Source organism: Deltaproteobacteria bacterium GWA2_45_12 (genome assembly GCA_001797365.1).
GTDB lineage: Bacteria > UBA10199 > UBA10199 > UBA10199 > UBA10199 > UBA10199.
On record MGPH01000020.1, the window covers coordinates 1 to 16,300 of the forward strand.

17 protein-coding genes, 1 tRNA gene and 2 pseudogenes (1 of these 20 cut by a window edge) are annotated in these 16,300 nt (G+C 44.2%); 13 read left to right on the plus strand and 7 right to left on the minus strand.

Annotated elements, in window-relative coordinates; translation table 11 throughout:
* The 10 genes and pseudogenes from A2048_04965 (at position 1) to A2048_05010 (ending at position 5,118) form a co-directional block, all read left to right on the plus strand.
* Positions 1-258 (plus strand): annotated as a pseudogene (locus A2048_04965) (hypothetical protein).
* Between the two features lie 199 nt (positions 259-457).
* Entirely contained in the window at positions 458-1,204 is a 747-nt protein-coding gene (locus tag A2048_04970) for a 5'/3'-nucleotidase SurE (protein ID OGP09891.1), read from the plus strand.
* Positions 1,192-1,908, plus strand: a complete 717-nt coding sequence (locus tag A2048_04975) for a protein-L-isoaspartate O-methyltransferase (protein OGP09868.1) — start codon at positions 1,192-1,194, stop codon at positions 1,906-1,908. Before A2048_04970 ends, A2048_04975 begins: the two co-directional genes overlap by 13 nt.
* 117 nt (positions 1,909-2,025) lie before the next feature.
* Complete coding sequence (locus tag A2048_04980; protein OGP09869.1) at positions 2,026-2,646, plus strand: hypothetical protein; 621 nt, start codon at positions 2,026-2,028, stop codon at positions 2,644-2,646.
* Between the two features lie 42 nt (positions 2,647-2,688).
* Positions 2,689-3,204, plus strand: a complete 516-nt coding sequence (locus A2048_04985) for an adenine phosphoribosyltransferase (protein OGP09870.1) — start codon at positions 2,689-2,691, stop codon at positions 3,202-3,204.
* A 132-nt stretch (positions 3,205-3,336) separates the two neighbouring features.
* A tRNA-Arg gene (locus A2048_04990) sits at positions 3,337-3,413 on the plus strand.
* A gap of 216 nt (positions 3,414-3,629) precedes the next feature.
* A complete protein-coding gene (locus A2048_04995; protein OGP09871.1) occupies positions 3,630-3,815 on the plus strand; it encodes a 30S ribosomal protein S21 in 186 nt (61 codons plus the stop codon).
* A 40-nt stretch (positions 3,816-3,855) separates the two neighbouring features.
* Positions 3,856-4,305, plus strand: a complete 450-nt coding sequence (locus tag A2048_05000; protein OGP09872.1) for a glutamyl-tRNA amidotransferase — start codon at positions 3,856-3,858, stop codon at positions 4,303-4,305.
* 299 nt (positions 4,306-4,604) lie between these two features.
* A complete protein-coding gene (locus A2048_05005; GenBank protein ID OGP09873.1) occupies positions 4,605-4,871 on the plus strand; it encodes a hypothetical protein in 267 nt (88 codons plus the stop codon).
* Positions 4,858-5,118 (plus strand): hypothetical protein, encoded by a 261-nt coding sequence (locus tag A2048_05010; protein ID OGP09874.1) that lies wholly within the window; start codon positions 4,858-4,860, stop codon positions 5,116-5,118. Before A2048_05005 ends, A2048_05010 begins: the two co-directional genes overlap by 14 nt.
* Before the next feature lie 98 nt (positions 5,119-5,216).
* Here A2048_05010 and A2048_05015 read toward each other — a convergent pair whose 3' ends face one another.
* The 7 genes from A2048_05015 to A2048_05045 form a co-directional block, all read right to left on the minus strand.
* Entirely contained in the window at positions 5,217-5,564 is a 348-nt protein-coding gene (locus A2048_05015; protein OGP09875.1) for a hypothetical protein, read from the minus strand.
* Positions 5,551-5,763 (minus strand): hypothetical protein, encoded by a 213-nt coding sequence (locus tag A2048_05020; GenBank protein OGP09876.1) that lies wholly within the window; start codon positions 5,761-5,763, stop codon positions 5,551-5,553. The genes A2048_05015 and A2048_05020 overlap by 14 nt, the downstream gene beginning before the upstream one ends.
* Before the next feature lie 221 nt (positions 5,764-5,984).
* Positions 5,985-6,314, minus strand: coding sequence for a hypothetical protein (locus A2048_05025; GenBank protein OGP09877.1), 330 nt, complete (start codon positions 6,312-6,314; stop codon positions 5,985-5,987).
* Positions 6,268-7,260, minus strand: a complete 993-nt coding sequence (locus tag A2048_05030; protein OGP09878.1) for a hypothetical protein — start codon at positions 7,258-7,260, stop codon at positions 6,268-6,270. Before A2048_05030 ends, A2048_05025 begins: the two co-directional genes overlap by 47 nt.
* A 12-nt stretch (positions 7,261-7,272) precedes the next feature.
* Positions 7,273-10,542, minus strand: coding sequence for a hypothetical protein (locus A2048_05035; protein ID OGP09879.1), 3,270 nt, complete (start codon positions 10,540-10,542; stop codon positions 7,273-7,275).
* A 227-nt stretch (positions 10,543-10,769) separates the two neighbouring features.
* Positions 10,770-11,165: a hypothetical protein gene (locus A2048_05040; GenBank protein OGP09880.1), complete on the minus strand. Its 396-nt coding sequence runs from the start codon at positions 11,163-11,165 to the stop codon at positions 10,770-10,772.
* Positions 11,162-11,401 (minus strand): hypothetical protein, encoded by a 240-nt coding sequence (locus A2048_05045; GenBank protein ID OGP09881.1) that lies wholly within the window; start codon positions 11,399-11,401, stop codon positions 11,162-11,164. Before A2048_05045 ends, A2048_05040 begins: the two co-directional genes overlap by 4 nt.
* Positions 11,402-11,554: 153 nt before the next feature.
* Here A2048_05045 and A2048_05050 point away from each other — a divergent pair, with 153 nt between their 5' ends.
* The 3 genes and pseudogenes from A2048_05050 to A2048_05060 all read left to right on the plus strand — a co-directional run.
* Entirely contained in the window at positions 11,555-14,224 is a 2,670-nt protein-coding gene (locus tag A2048_05050; protein OGP09882.1) for a hypothetical protein, read from the plus strand.
* A complete protein-coding gene (locus tag A2048_05055) occupies positions 14,202-14,450 on the plus strand; it encodes a hypothetical protein (GenBank protein OGP09883.1) in 249 nt (82 codons plus the stop codon). The genes A2048_05050 and A2048_05055 overlap by 23 nt, the downstream gene beginning before the upstream one ends.
* 49 nt (positions 14,451-14,499) lie before the next feature.
* A pseudogene (locus A2048_05060) lies at positions 14,500-16,300 on the plus strand (hypothetical protein) (it continues 656 nt past the right edge of the window).

Here is a 16,300-nt window from a genome sequence, read left to right on the forward strand (position 1 = left end):
GACATCTGGAATTTGCCCTTGTCCAGCCTTCGGGGTGCCATTGCTGCAACGGAAGGTGTGTGGATTTACTGGTTTGATAGCAACCAGGCCACGCTTAATGCCTTCATTAAAATGGACAAGGATGTTGCCGGCCTGGTTAATGAAATCAATACAGTCGTATCTACAGCCAATCAAAAGCCGATGACGGATACCGAGGCGGAAAAATACAAAGACACTTTTCAAAAATATCAGGAGGAAGCTCTTAAAACGGCCAAATAATTTTCCAAGCGTTCTATGCACCTGCAGGAATTTTTTCTTACTCACTCAATGAAGGCGCATTTCCCTTTTTTGAGCCGTTTCCCAAACACCCAAAAACTTGAAAAATCTTCACCCTGTGCTTTTGGGCGGAGACCTCAACACATCATGCTGCAACGCGCGCAAGGTTGTATTTGCCTTTTTTAGTTTTTGGAACAAGTTTATGCTCATTTTAGTTTCCAATGATGACGGTGTTGGGTCTCCGGGCATTTTAGCTTTGGCCTCAACCCTTTCAAAGATCCCCAAAGCCAAAGTAGTCATCGTTGCCCCCGACCGCGAGCAAAGCGCCACCTCCCATGCCCTGACGCTTCAGCGGCCCTTGCGCATTCACAAGGTGCGGGAGAATTGCTATTCGGTGGATGGCACTCCCACCGATGCGGTGATGTTGGCCGTTAATTCCATTCTGAAAAAGAAACCCGATATTGTTGTTTCTGGCATTAACAATGGCGCCAATTTGGGAGAGGATGTTCATTATTCAGGGACTGTGGCGGCTGCGATGGAAGGGGCCATCATGGGCATTCCTGCTGTGGCTGTTTCGCTTGTGGCCAGAAGCGATTTTTATTTTAAGACGGCCCAATTTTACGCACGCAAAATAGTACAGGGTGTTCTTAAATATGGAATACCTGCCGGCACAGCCCTTAATGTCAATGTTCCCAATCTTCCCTTAAAACAGATAAAGGGAGTGGCTTTTACACGGCAGGGAAGACATAGCTATGGGGGGGTTATTTTTAAAAAATCCGATCCTCGTGGCCAACCTTATTACTGGATTGGTGGCGAATCAAATCCTTTAGAAGAAACACTGGGTACCGATTGCAGAGCTTATCTGGATAAAAAAGTTTCTGTCACTCCCATCAAGGTCGATTTAACCGAATACAATCTTTTAGAAAAAATGCACCAATGGAAGTTTTAGTGGATAAAAAAAAGGAATGCGGACGTTTTGCCGTGGCCATGCGTCGCATGATTGCCGAGCAATTGCAGGGGCGTGATATTACCGATCGGGCTACCTTGCAAGCCGTAGCCGCAGTTCCCCGCCATCTCTTTGTTGAAGAAGCCCTGGCAGATCAGGCTTACAAAGATTATCCCATCGGGATTGGAGAAGGGCAGACTATTTCCCAGCCCTATATGGTGGCGTTTATGACCCAGGCGCTCAAACTTAAAGGAGGGGAAAAAGTTTTGGAAATTGGAACGGGTTGTGGTTATCAAACAGCCGTGCTGGCTGAAATTTGTGGGCATGTTTATACCATTGAGCGCATTAAAACTTTGGCTTTGAAAGCCAGACGTGTTTTAAAAGCACTTGGCTACAAACGCATTACGATGCGTGTGGGGGATGGCACTCAAGGCTGGCCCGAGGCTAAACCCTTTGATTGTATTTTAACAGCGGCCGGTTCCCCTGAAGTTCCCGCTCCTTTGGTGGCCCAGCTTAAAGAAGGGGGGCGTTTGGTGGTACCTGTCGGGAATGAAGAAAGTCAAATCTTGGTGCGAGTGACCATTGTTCATGGCGAGCCCCAGGTAGAAAACCTGGGGCCTTGTCGTTTTGTCAAACTTGTGGGCCGTTATGGATGGAAACAGCAACGCCAGGCAGGGGACCGTTTTACGAAGCGTTCTTTATTATAGGCACCTCTAGAAACTCGAGTTCATGGTTCGAGAACCTCACCATGTCCACTATGGCTTAGTTGGGACACCCTGAGGTTCTCGAAGGGTGACTCTGCAACAGTTTTTAGAGGTACCCCGATGAAAAGTTTTTTTAATACTTTTTTACTTGTTATTATTTTTTCATCGGTTGGTTGTTCTGATTTTCGCGATATTTTTGAATCGAATATCGAAACCCCTCATACCTATGAAAAGACCCGCAAGGAAGAAAGGCAGACCGCAAAAGAAGAAAAAAAGAGGGACAAGGATTTAAAAAAGGAGAGGAAAGCTGAAATTGCCAAAGGAAGAAAAAAACAATCCATCACATCCCGGCCTGTAAAACCCAGGGAAAGATTTGTTTGGCCGGTGGATGGAAAACTTTCTTCAGGTTTTGGACCCAGACGCGGACGTGATCATGATGGTATTGATATTTTGGCCCCCAAGGGAACTCCCATTGGGGCTTCCCGTTCTGGAAAAGTGATTTATATAGGGAGAATGCACGGATATGGGAATTTGGTTATCTTAAAACATGAAAACAATTTTTTTAGTGCCTATGCCCACTTAAATGAAATTAAGACAAAACAGGCTAACGAGGTAAAACAGGGGCAGGTTATTGGGACGGTGGGGCATACAGGTCGCGCTTCGGCCTATCATTTGCATTTTGAAATCAGGGAAAAAACAGTTCCCAAAGATCCGTTGTTGTTTTTACCAAAAAAAATGTAGGTAGGGACAATCCTAGGATTGTCCCTACAGGAGAAAAATAATATGGAAGATTTCAAAAAAATAATCCGTGATGTGCCCGATTTTCCAAAACCGGGCATTGTTTTTAAAGACATTACTCCCCTGTTGCAAGATCCCAAAGTCTTTACCAGGGTGGTTCACATTTTTGGAGACCGTTATGCCGGTGCGAAAATCGACAAGATTGTGGGCATTGAATCGCGTGGTTTTATTTTTGGGGCCCCCTTAAGTGTTCATTTGGGGATTGGTTTTGTTCCTGTGCGTAAAAAAGGAAAACTTCCCTGGACGACACTTTCGCAGGAATATGCCCTTGAATACGGGACTGATGAACTGGAAATACATGTAGATTCCATTGGCAAGGGAGAACGGGTTTTAATTGTCGATGATCTTTTAGCCACCGGGGGCACTGTAGAAGCTGTTTGCAAGCTTGTTGAAAAACAGGGAGGAACAGTTGGGAGCTTGGCCTTTGTGGTAGAGCTTGAATTTTTAAAAGGCCGTGACAAACTAAAAAATCGCGACATTTTTTCGATTGTTCGGTATTGATTTTTTCCAAGGCCTTTGAGAATGCCACAGATACGAGGCTTCAAATGAGGACCGACTGAGACGTACCTTAGGGTACGTCGTAAGGAGTGCCCGAATTTGAAACGAAGGAGATGGGGCATTATCGAAGGCCTGGGCCTCGTAGCTCAGACGGATAGAGCGGGGGACTCCTAAGCCCTAGGCCGTGCGTTCGACTCGCACCGAGGCCACAAAGACACTACCTCCCCTTGATCCCCTCCTTATAAAGGAGGGGAGATTTAAGAGGGTTTTCTAAAATCTGTCCCCCTTTGTCCCGCGAAGCGGGATCCCGTTTGCGGGATAAGGGGGACTATAGGGGGTAGCATCCCCATTCCCCATTTGACATTATTCCCTTAAGTATCCTATGGTCGTCCCGTTTTAAAATTAACTACGAAATGAGGTGATATTAAATGCCAGGAGTCATTCTAAGAGAGGGCGAAAGTTTTGAAAGTGCTGTTCGCCGTTTTAAAAAACAGTGCGAAAAAGCCGGCATCCTTATGGATATAAGGAAGCGCGAGTTTTACGAAAAACCCTCCATTCGGCGCAAAAAGAAAAGCGCCCAAGCCCGCAAACGCGGTATAAAAAAATTCTTTTAATTTGTAGGGGCCCCGCATCGCGGGGCCCTTACCATTCCCCATGACCATCCTCGAAAAACTAGACAACGAAATCAAAACTGCTCTTAAAGCCCGGGAAGAAGCCCGTTTGGCTACGGTGCGTTTGATCAAGTCACAAGTTAAAAACAAGGAAATTGAACTGATTCATCCTCTTTCCGAGGCCGAATTTTTGGCCGTCCTTTCCACCATGGTCAAACAACGTCGGGAATCCATTGACCAGTTTAGTAAAGCCGGCCGTACTGATTTGGTGGTCAAAGAAGAAATTGAACTTAAAGTGATTGAATCTTTCCTGCCTCAACAACTCACCGATGCTGAAGTCGATGCTTTCATTGCCCAAGCCGTGGCTGAATCAAAAGCCGCCGGCCCCAAAGACATGGGGCCCGTCATGAAACTCCTCAAAGACAAAACCGCCGGCCGCGTCGATGGTCGCGTGCTGTCTGACAAAGTCAAAGCCAAACTGGCTGTGATCTAACCCTAACTCATGAAATAAATATTTATTTTACTTGTTCCCACGCTCTGCGTGGGAACAAAAAGAATGGTTCTAGGGAGAACGCAGGAGCGTTGTGGAGTTGCGTTCCCACGGAGACCGTGGGAACGAGGGAACATGGGGGCCATCATGAAACTCCTCAAAGACAAAACCGCCGGCCATGTTGATGGGCGGGTGTTGTTAGGCAAGGTTAAGGCCAAATTAGCCTCGATCTAACCCCAACCCCCCTGAAATAAATATTTATTTTTATATTGATAAATATATTTATTTAATTAAAATATTTTATGCAGTTTGAATGGGACGAGAACAAGAACATCTTGAATATCAAAAAGCATGGTATCTCTTTTGACGAGGCAATGCGCGCTTTTCTTGATCCTGAACGCAAGGTCAGGTTTAATATGAAGCATTCCAGAAGTGAAATGCGTTATTATTGTTTAGGTAAGGTGGAAGGAAAGGTTATGACGGTGCGGTTTACCATTAGAAACAACAAAATCCGGATTATTGGTGCCGGATATTGGAGGGAAGGGAAAATAATTTATGAAAAAAAATAAAAAGAAAAAATATGGTCCTGCACCTGCCCACATTGCAAAAGAGCTCAAACATTCAGTTGAAATAGCCGATTTTTTACCATCGCCCGACCATATAGCTTCCATGATTCAAAAGGCGGAAGTGGTGCCTGTGACCATGAATGTAAAAAAGAAGACCATTGAAAAATATAAAACCTTCGCCGAAAAAAGAGGTATTAAATACCAGGTATTTGTATCGACTCTGCTCGATACTTATGCCCAACGTTTTTGATGAATTTAAATATTACTTGGGAACAAAACGAATGGTTCTAGGCAGAACGCAGGAGCGTTGTGGAGTTGCATTCCCACGGAGACCGTAGGAACGAGGGATCAATTAGCATTTCCCAAGACTTTCTGGATGAGGTGCTCTAAGGGTTGTAAGTCTTCCGGAGGTAGGTGCCCCAGTTTTTTGACAATGATGTTTTTTTCAATTGTGGCCATGACAGGTTTGATGCACGACTGTTTCAGTAGTCCTGCTATTTCCCAATTTTTAAGTTTTAAAGTAAGGGGATCGGCATCTTGCTTTTGTTTGCTGGTAATGGCCATAACAACAACATCGGGACGGGTTATATTGTAAATTTGCGAACTGATTATAACAGCAGGGCGTTGTTTTGTGTTTGTTTGATTGGTGAATGGAAATGGTAATAGAACAACATCACCAAAATTAAAGTTTGTCATATTCTGCGTCATCGGGATTGTCCCATTCTTTTTCAAACGTGGGTTCAGAAGCCCGGCTGGCCATGGTGGTTAAAGATGATTTTTTATTTTTTTGAATGAGAAACTCAATAAAGTCAAGGACCTCACTTAAAGCATCCGGAGGCAGGCTTTTTATTTTGTTAACCAAACTGTCAGAGTTTGTGCTGGAATCTTGTTGCATACAGCATGAATCATAATCAATTATCCCGCTATTCGTCCAGAACGAAAAATACGGGTTTGATTACTTGTTTACTTGTTCCCATTACGCTCTGCGTGGGAACAAAAAGAATGGTTCTAGGGAGAACGCAGGAGCGTTGTGGAGTTGCGTTCCCACGGAGACCGTGGGAACGAGGGAAAAAACTCCCGCCCTTTTGCAAGGGCGGGGAATAATGTCAAAAAATATCAGGTTTCTTCATCCAAGGCACCTGGGCCTTCTTCGTCAGTGTCAGTGACAGCGGTTGAAACAGTCACAGACCCGGAAGCCTGTACCTGTTCATAGGGTGCCGAACCATCTTTGGAATAAAGAATGTAAAACTTATAGGTTTTTCCAGGCTGATAAAACGCATTCAAGGCCTGCGCCTTAGCATCTTTTTCAGTAATGGTTAAAGTTTGATCGCTTGATTTACTGGCCTCGGCAACATAGCCAGGAAGCTCCCTATTCCCAGTTTCAAAGCACTGAGAAAATTTAAGGCCCCGCTTGAGCGGGGACGGTAGCGGCTGCCTGTTGGGCATTGAATAATTTTATGGCTTCCTCAGCATAGGGAAGGCCGATAAATGTTTTTGGAAGATCCTTTGAAGAGGCTGTTGTATCCAAGGTAAGTGCACCTTCAATATAGGTATAGATGAATTTTTTGTCATTCTTTTCAAAGTTAATATAAGTCACAGGATCATTTCTTTTTAAGGTAATAGTTACTTCAAGAGTGGCTCCGTCAATAGTGATGGAGAATTTTTGTTCTGTGTTGGGTTTTCGTTGGATGATTCTTACGGCTTCCAATATGGCGGCACTCGCATAGGGGTTTTTACTTACGGCTCCCAAAAAATCATCACGGGTAATGACCGTTTTTTCGCCAAAAAATTGGGGGTAATGAGTGTCAGTAATTTGTGCTCTTGTATCAACATCAAAAAGACCCGCTTTATTTAAAGCATTTTTGAATTCAACAGCTGTTATAGGAAATGTATTGGCATGAATATCCTTGGGCATTTGGGCTTCAGGCTCGGTGGCCATGGCATCTAAAATGCCCAATAAAGACACAAGGCCGATAATGCGGTTGTTTCTTTCCGTGTCGTTACCATCATAAGCGTTATTAAATTCGGCCAAAGAAACAAGAAGAGGGTTGCCGTCAGCGTTATAACCAAAAACAAGATGGCCCAAGATAGAATTGCCATTGATGCTTCCTGTTTTATCTAGTGGTAAATAGTCTCTCAACTCTTTTGTAAGGCTTGGATTTAAGTCAAACATGGAAAGACATTCCAGTTTGTTTCTTCCTTCTTCAGTAAGAACTAATTTTTTACCGCTTGTTGTTTTAAAATAACGGGAAAGTGAAACTCCGCTGTTAGCATTGGATAGAGTTGGCTTTTTCCCAGTTGCCTCATAAAGTGCAGCAAGGGAATTGTATTTTTTTAAATCACCTGCATCTACATTGGGCAGAAATTCACAATATCTGGAAATGGTAGCCATAAGTTTCCTTTTTTATCGGTGCCCTTTACGTTTTGGAGGTGGAGGGGATTTAAGAGTTAGCTCTTCCCCAGTTGCAAGCTGTTTTTGGGTTAGGTCTAATTTTGCTTGGCCCCCAGTAATTAATAGATCTACTACTTTGTCTTTCAATCTTTTTGGGACATTTACTTTAAGATTTGTACCCTCAACTTTAACTCCTAAAAGTGGTATTAAACTAACACGCTCACCTTCTTTTAAGAGGGCAAACACATAAGGTTTCTTTTCAGGAAGCTTCTCAAAGCTGGCAGCGTTACCAGTGCCAGCGGTAAAGGGGATGCTCATTGTACCATCGGTACCAATATTAAGGGTTGTCCCCTTGGTTAAAGTAATGCTTGGATAGCTCTTTTTATAGTCTTCTATCGCTGTTGTAAGATTAGTTTTTGAAAAAGTGGACGTTTTGTTACCGAGCTCTGTAAGAGCTGTCGCTAATGCCGTGATGGCTTTTTCAACTTGCGTTTTGGCCAAAGTTAATTTGGCCTCGTAGGGATCGGTATCAGGTACGGTAGCGATTGCTTTTGCCAAGCGATCCAAGAATTGCTTGGCTTCTGTTAAGTCTTTGAGAACCACAGCCAACATCTGCTTTGAATTTTCCAGAGTGGAAGCATCCACAGTTGTTATTTTTGTAATTTCGGTTTTGTCGTCATCAAGTTTTATTATGAGCGCTTGCGAAAGGCCACCCAAGGTGGTTTTTGAAGCATCATCTGTAATTCCACCTACAAGATCTTCTACTGACGCATCAAAACCATCGATGGTATTTGGTTGTTCTGCAAGCTCAACCTTTGCTGGGGCATCCTTTTGTGGGGCGATATCGCTTTCAGGAGCGCCGCTTGCGTACCCAAGGCCCATGGAGTGACCGTAGGCATCTTTATATTCAAAAGGAACTCGAACAATGTCGCATTCTTTTTTAGCGTCTGGTTGTTCTCCAAAATAAGTAACGCCTTTTAACTTACTTATGTTGGTGCTTACGCGGTAAGTCGCATCCTGCCACATCGTTCTGTAGCGGGGTGTTGCATCCACTTCTTTTTTAAACGTGGCGACATCTACTTCTTGGCCGGTTGCATTGACTAATTTAATGTCAAAAATACGGAACTTAACATCTGAATTCTGATTGCTGTCTTTTATATAAGTATCTCCAGCATCTTTTCTTAGGTCACGTTCGCGTAAGGCATTACCTTCTGCATTGTGAGTAGATAAAGTTGCCTGACCTTCGCTGTTTAAGGCAGCCACTTCTCCGCGCCCCGTGGCACGTACAACATTGACCCCTGCAATGGTCATGTAAATTTCAGCCATTTGGGCCGCGCGATCCGAAAGGCCTTTATTGTATTTGGTAGAACCAGATCTGTCGCGATAGATGTCAATGGCAATGCTTAAACCAGCTTCCCCGATCTTTTGGGCCGCAGCGTGGATTCTTTTTTGGGCTTCATCAAATCCTTTTTTAGTGGTGCCGTCGTAATATTGAATCATAGGGCCGGGTTTGATCTTTTCGCCTGGCGATAATTTTTTATTCCGCTTTTTATCTTCAGAGGATAACGTTTTCCCCTCAACTTGGGCAAGCTCAGCCAATCTCCTCAAGAAAGCGTCACGCTGAGTTTCTTTCTCTGCATCAGAAAGTTTCTCGTAATCGGCAAGCACAGCCTTAAAGGCAGCAACTTCTTTGTCGGAAGGACGGTCAAAACCTAATTGCAAATGAGTTCCAGTGATTTCTGCAATTTCATTGATGGGGACTTGAGTTACTGCTGCGGCCAGAGCTTTTAGCTTTATATCTGTTAAAGGAACAAGTTTGGGTGTGGGTACATGGTTTCCAGATCCGTCAACTGTGGTTTCTCGATAACCATCTTTATCATACACCACTTCTTTTGTGTCTTTGTTAATAAGAACAATACGACGTTCAAGAGTAGGGTTGCTTAAATCACCCACTGGAATGGCACGTACAACAAATTCCAATTTGCTAGTCAAATCTTCTTGACTACAGGCTTTAAGATAAGCTTTGACAGCATCATTATTTGTAAGTGTTTCATCATTTAATTTAGCCAAATAGGCTTCAATGGTGAGTTTTTTACCAGCAGAATCTTTCTCGGCATCAGGAACTAGGATATTGTCATCAAAAGAATTGCATGTGGCATTAGCCGGTCTTTCTGGGCCTGCGGCTGGAGGAGGAGGGGTTTTGGGAGGTTTAAAGCCAAAATTCCAGCCAGCTGTTAAGCCAAACTCATTTGTTCTTTGACGCTCTGTTATCTCGCGGCCTTTTTTTCCTTCAACTTTATTAATGCCATCAATAGTGGTATCTCGCCACAAGGAAGCCTCCAACGTAAGGTCAAAATGGCCCCAGCTTGCTGTAGCTGCGGGGACAAATGTAAATTCTCCGTCCAATGCACCGCTAGTTTGCTTTCGAGCTTCATAAATGCGGCGATCATCGTAGCCTCCGCCAGCTCGGTCGGTATCAATAATATTTTCTGAATCAAGGAGTACAAGCCCCGCGGATAAACGAATATTATCAGGTGCGGCTGTATCGGTTCCCTGTTCCCGAAAGACATCAATTCCCAGTCCTAGGCGGGATTCAATGCCAATGGCATAGGTTAGGTCAATTTTATTTATAGCGGCTTCAACAGATTGAGCATCAATAGAACTTACAGGAGGGCCTTTAGGAGAAGGATTTGTATCTTCTCCTTCATTTCCAGTTGTAGATGTCTCCTCAGATTCTTCTCCAGTAGGAGGTTCTACAGGGGGGGTGCCAAAACCTTCGTCAAGTCCACCACCACCTCCGATTGTTGGATTTTTTTCATCTTCTGGCTTTGGTGGTTCTGGATCTTTTATTTGGCCAACTCCTGGGTCTTTAGGTGGTGTTCCTGTAGGCTGCGGAACAGGTGCGCCCGCACCTTCATCTTTGCAATTTTTACCGCGATTTTTGCGGATATTATCAATGCCAGGTAAGAATCGTGCGACACCATTTAAATCAAACATGAAGGAAAGGCGGTCCCAAAATTCGGGTCGATAAGCGAAAAAACCTCCAACCTTTAGACTGCCGCTTACACCAGGATCGATGCAGCCTTCAGTTTTGTAGGCGTCAATCGAAAAACCACCCTGAATACCATAGGACACATTAGGAGGGGGAGCTGTGTAAGTTGTAGCTGGAGCAGCACCTGCTGCACCTGTTGGAGGAGGAGTGGCACCTGCTGCACCTGTTGGAGGAGTGGCACCTGCACCTGCCACTTGTGGACTTATTTTTAAACCATATAAAATACTCATAATCTTTATCTCCTCAGTTTTATCTTTTGCCACCCGCCTTCGTCCCCCATTTAGGGGAACGTTGGGCGGATGATGCCCCAACGGTCATACTAATTATCGGCACCCTGTTCCAAAAGTTGCGGGAAAGGTGAAGTTTTTTGGAAAATTGAAAATGGAGGATAAAGACCCTTGGGAAGGAACTAATGTAAGCTATTGGAATGATGGGGGTTGTTAGTCGGGCCCCTCACTTAATCCCAAATTGTTTTTACAACCCCTGATGAAGTAATAGCTTGATCTTTGGTGACAAGGGGGAACCCAAGTTTTAGGGCTGTGGCCACAATAATGCGATCGGCAGGGTCTGGAGAAAGTCCTTGAAGTTGCAGCGAATTGATAAGAATGGAAGGGGTGGGGTCAATAATATGTAAGCTGGGAAGCAGGAGCACTTTTTCTACCCATGTATGAATTTCAAGGGAAAGAGCAAGTCTCCCTTTTTTATGAAGCATGGCTATTTCCCAAAAAGACATGGCTGAAATATAGAGGCTCTTCTTTTGAATGGCCTGTTTGATAATTTTGGTTGCTTTTACAGGAAGGGGGGCGCTGGCATCAATCCACCAAAGTAAAGTATGGGTGTCAAGCACGATCATGAAATAAGTTTCCAGTCTTCCAAGCCAACAGGATCTAAGGGATTTTCATATTTTAAAATGCTGTTTTTTAATTGTTTTTGAATGTTTTCTCCATCCTTTTTGGAAGAATAGGGCAAAATAGTGGCCACAGGCCTGCCATGGTCGGTGATGATGATTTTTTCCTTTTTTTCTTCGATAAAACGTAAATAACTCAACAGTTTTGGTTTAAGGGCTGCCTTGGAGATGCTTAATGTCATAACAAGGTCATAATAAAGTGACCACTTTTAAAGTCAAGCTTATTTTTTTTAAAAATCTTGCCGTCCTGCGCAACCTTTTAATAAGCCTGCCGATAATTAACCTGGGTTAGAAAAGTTTGGGTGAGGGAAGGGGAATTTGGGGAGAAAAATTTTATGAAAAAAATATTATTGATTACTTTCTTGTTTTTCATGTTCATGGCTTCCAAGGCCATGGCACGGTGCCAGGTTCATCAGCCTTCCGATGATGCTGGTAATGAGAATGGGCTTCGTTTTCACTTAAACCTTTATAATAGCGATGAAGGTGATTGCCGTATACCGGGTGTGCCCAATGAAATTTGCAGAAACAACCGTGATGATGACAATGATGGCCATACAGATGAGGCAGGTTGTTTTCAACCTGACTCTGATGAAGCTGCCAATCAAAATCCAGATACCAAATACCAGGCAGGTGCTGAAGCTATTTATTTCATGACTAAAAAGTGGGATCAGCTCAATGAAGCGGAGTTAATAGATCATAATCGATGTACCTATAATGATCCCCTTGCTTGGCCTGAAAACATGCTCATGAGTTTTTTCACCAATGCCAACAACCAAAATCTTGAAAAAATTGTTTTGACCGGTGCTATGCGTTTTTCCAATGAAAATATGGGTTTGATACTTGGGAACTGGTCGCCTCATACAGACCCAGCTACAACTTGTGATTATGGGGCTGTTATCATTGATGGTCGAACCAATTTTGCTAATAGGGCTAGTCCATTTACTTGTGCGCGTAATACGCGTCTAGTTTTTTTCAGAAATCTTTATATTGAAACAAATCATCTGAGCCATGACCAACTCTTTAATTCTTCTTTGGGAGTTGATAATGATCCGGATGTTGAGGGAATTCAACGACGCTTTGCAGCAAACCATAACCAATCGTGCTTGAATGATAATGGTTCGGAAAATGTGGGTAGCGTCTATGTCTGTCCCGGCGAATTTCGAAAAGAGGCCTTTTTGCCTGATCCCAATGACACTCGCGAACCTTATGAAAAAACAAATGTTTGTATTCCTGATGATGTAGATCCCCGTTTGATTGATGGTGATGGTGATGGTTTTTGTGAAGGCATTCCTGCCACAGGCGCCAACGAGGATTGTACTGATACGGATAATGACGATATTTGTGAAGGTGTTGTTCGTGGAGTCGATGGTAGTGTTGAAGATCAAGAATGCTGGGATGGTCGTGTGGGTGGTGGGGATTGTGACGATGAGAACAAAGATATTCACCCCGACGCTCGTGACACTTGCGGAAACGATATTGATGAAGATTGCAGTGGTGAAGATTTGGAATGCCCCGGTGGAAATGGGAATGTTGTTGAGATATGCGAAGACCTTATCGACAATGACGGAGATGGTGTGCTCAATGAAGAATGTGATTGGGATGATGATGACATTCTCGACAATGGAAATGGCGATGGTGATATTAATGACCACTGTGAAGATGGTGATACTACCAATTGCGATGATAACTGCATTTGGAATCCGAATGAAGATCAGGCTGATATGGATGGGGATCGTATTGGCGATGCCTGTGATGATGATATTGATGGAGATGGCGCCTGTGGTAGAAGCGGTTTTGCGGGGATATGCCGCAACCCTGATTGCGATGATCGCGATCCCAACAGATTTCCCGGCAATGAGGAAGAATGTGGTGACGGCATAGACCAAGACTGCTCTGGAGCGGACTTACCTTGTGCGCCCCCTGAAGATTGCAGTGATGGTATTGATAATGACGGTGATGGCGATATCGACTGTGCTGATAGTGACTGCTGGGACCCTATGGCCAACAACAATAATAATGGCAATGGTTTGGGAAATGGTTTTGGCATGAGAATTTTCTCAATGAACCAGGCCCAGCAACCAGGAATGGGTGTTCGAAGTCTTAACAATTGGGGACGTTTCCGGTTGTTGAACAACCATGCCCCGAATTGCGGAGAAGAGAATACCGAAGATTTTTGTAGTGATGGTATTGATAATGATGGTGACGGGGCCATTGATTGCAATGACAACAGTTGTGACAACACAAATGTATGCAGTGATGACGATGATGATGACGATGACGATGGCATACCCGATGAAGATGACAATTGTCCGCAAGTAGCCAACCCTGATCAAGACGATACCGATGGCGATGGCATGGGCGACGCCTGTGATGATACCGACGAAGACAATGATGACCATTGCCCCGTGGGTGTGCGCCCCGACTATTGCGATGGCGATGAAGGGTCCGATGATTGTGATGATCTAGACCCTGCCCGCTTTGGTGGAAACCAAGAAATTTGCGGCAATGGCATTGACGAAGATTGTAGTGGTGCAGATGCAGCGTGTGATGATTGGGAGGGTGACAATGACGGAGATGGTTTTTGTGTCATTAGTGATGAAATAACCGCTGAAGAATGTCACAACCACGATCGTGAAACAGGGGACTGCGATGATAATGATGCCAGTGTCAACCCCAATGGTGTTGAAAGAATAAATGAAGGCCAAACCTGCAGCGATAGCGCAGACAATGATTGCGATGGAGATATTGACGGTGAGGATTCTGGATGCCGTCTTCCCGATGGGCCGCCGGTTGATTGTAACCGTTTCCGAATTGTAAGCGATTGGCTTTCAGCCTGTGGCGGAGATTTGTCAGGCAGTTTGCCTACAGATCCTGCTGGTGGTTTAAAAGCCGAAGGCGGTGGTTGCAGCTTAAGTCATGGCGCGTCAAAACAATCTCCCCTTATGCTAATGTGGGCGATGTTGATGGTGCTGCCCTTGGTTATTGCGCGAAAGCAAAAAAGTTAAAAGGTTTTTTAACCCAAACCCCATTCTGCCCTCACGGGTGGAATTCCCCAAAAAACCCCTTAAAGGAAACTTTAAGGGGTTTTTTATTTTTATTAAGAAACATTTCCTTCAAGCAACCGATAATAAGATTAGAGGGATGGTGTATGAAAAAATATTTTTCTTTTCTTTTGTTTTCATTCATTTTTTTAATATCAAACTTTTCCTACGCAAGGTGCATTGTTTATAACGTCAGTGATTTAGCAAGAAATGAAAATAGTTTACGTCACAAGATAGGTTTGTTTAATTCTGGAGATGGGGACTGCGCCATACCAGGAGTGGCTACTGAAATTTGCGAAAACAACCGTGATGACGATAATGATGGTCACACTGATGAATCTCCTTGTGTGCAGCCAGATTCTGCTGCAGCTGCTAACCAAACCCCCGATACTCGTTATCAGAATAATGCCGAAGCCATTTACTTCATGACAAAAACTAGGGATTTGTTGGATGAAGAGAACATTATATCTGCTTATGAGGCGGCTAATGGGCATATCCCAAGTTTTGCAGATGCATGCCACTATACAGATAGCTTGAGTTATTCCGAAGCTGACCTTGTCAGTTTTTTTACAGACGAATCCAATACACAATTAGAAATGATTAATTTAGGTAGCCCCTTCCGTTTTACGAACAATGAGAAAGGGCTTATATTGGGAAATTTTGGACCTTTGGCAGATTCTGCAACCTTGTGCGATTACGGCTATGCGTTAATTAATGCAAGAAATCTGGGCGATAGAAATCCATTTGAATGCAGCAGAGACGCGCAGCGGGTTTATTTTAGAAATATTTACATTCAAACTAATAAGGCAGCGAATGACATATTCAACTCTGCTGATGGCAGCCGTTTTGGTGCTAATGACTCTCGCCAATGCGTGTTTGGAAATGGTACGAGTGTTCGTGTTTGCCAAGGAAAATTTAATATTACCGCCTTTCAAGCCACAACTGATGAAGATGGTTTTGCCAACAGAGTACATGATGATCCCAAATGGTGTATTCCTGATAGTGCTAATGTAAACGATAATATTATTGATAACGATGGAGATGGTTTTTGTGAAGGTGGTGCCGATGGCAATGACCCATGCTGGGATCCACGAGCAACTCCCGGTGACCCCGATGACACCAATAAAGATGTAGTGCCTGAAGATGCAGATAATGGTCCGGGCGGCACAGGCCCGGGGGGGGATGATGGGGAAGGTCCCAACAACGAAGGTACCTGCCAACCCCTTTATTGCCCTGATACGGATGGAGATGGTTATGGGGATGCGAATCAGGCACGTGCAGCGTTATTCCAAGCGTTACTCTGGCTTTTATCCATGGGGAAAATCAATGATTTTGCCGAAAATGATTATCCGGATTGCGTCCATGAAATAAGAAATGGGGATGTGCTTACAATTAGTTGTGATGGTAGGCCAGCGCATATCGACTGTGACGATACCGACCCAAGGCGCCAAACGAGTTGTAATATTAGAGGTGCCGATATGTGTGACGATGAGCAGCGGGCGACTCGTGATTGGGTGAGGGATGTTGATGGAGATTTGTCGGGAGATCCTAGTGGTGTTGTCCGTTTGAATTCCCCCTCATGTACCCAGCCAGGAGATCAGGAGTGTATAGCTGGAAACAGCAATATTTGCATTCCCCGGGCTCAAGCAACTGATATCGCTGACTGCGAGGATCGCCTGCCCGAAGTAAACCCTTCTGCCAGAGAGAACTGTGACACCACCGACATAGATGACAACTGTAACGGCCAAATTAACGAAGGCTGTGCAGAAGATCGTGGGGCTGATGTGGATAATGATGGAACTTGCCCTGGAAAACAAAAAGAGGAAAATGGTGTTGCTGTTTTAGATGAAAGTGGACATCCCGTTCTTGAGTGTAATGACCCTTCCAAGGATGTAGGGGATTGCGATGACAATAATGCCGAGATTAGTCCCCGGGCTACTGAACAATGTGGGCAAAGACTGACCGATTTTAACTGTGACGAGAATCATTTAGCAGGCGGTCTTGATCCCGCTTGCTATCAAAACAACAATGCCGATGACG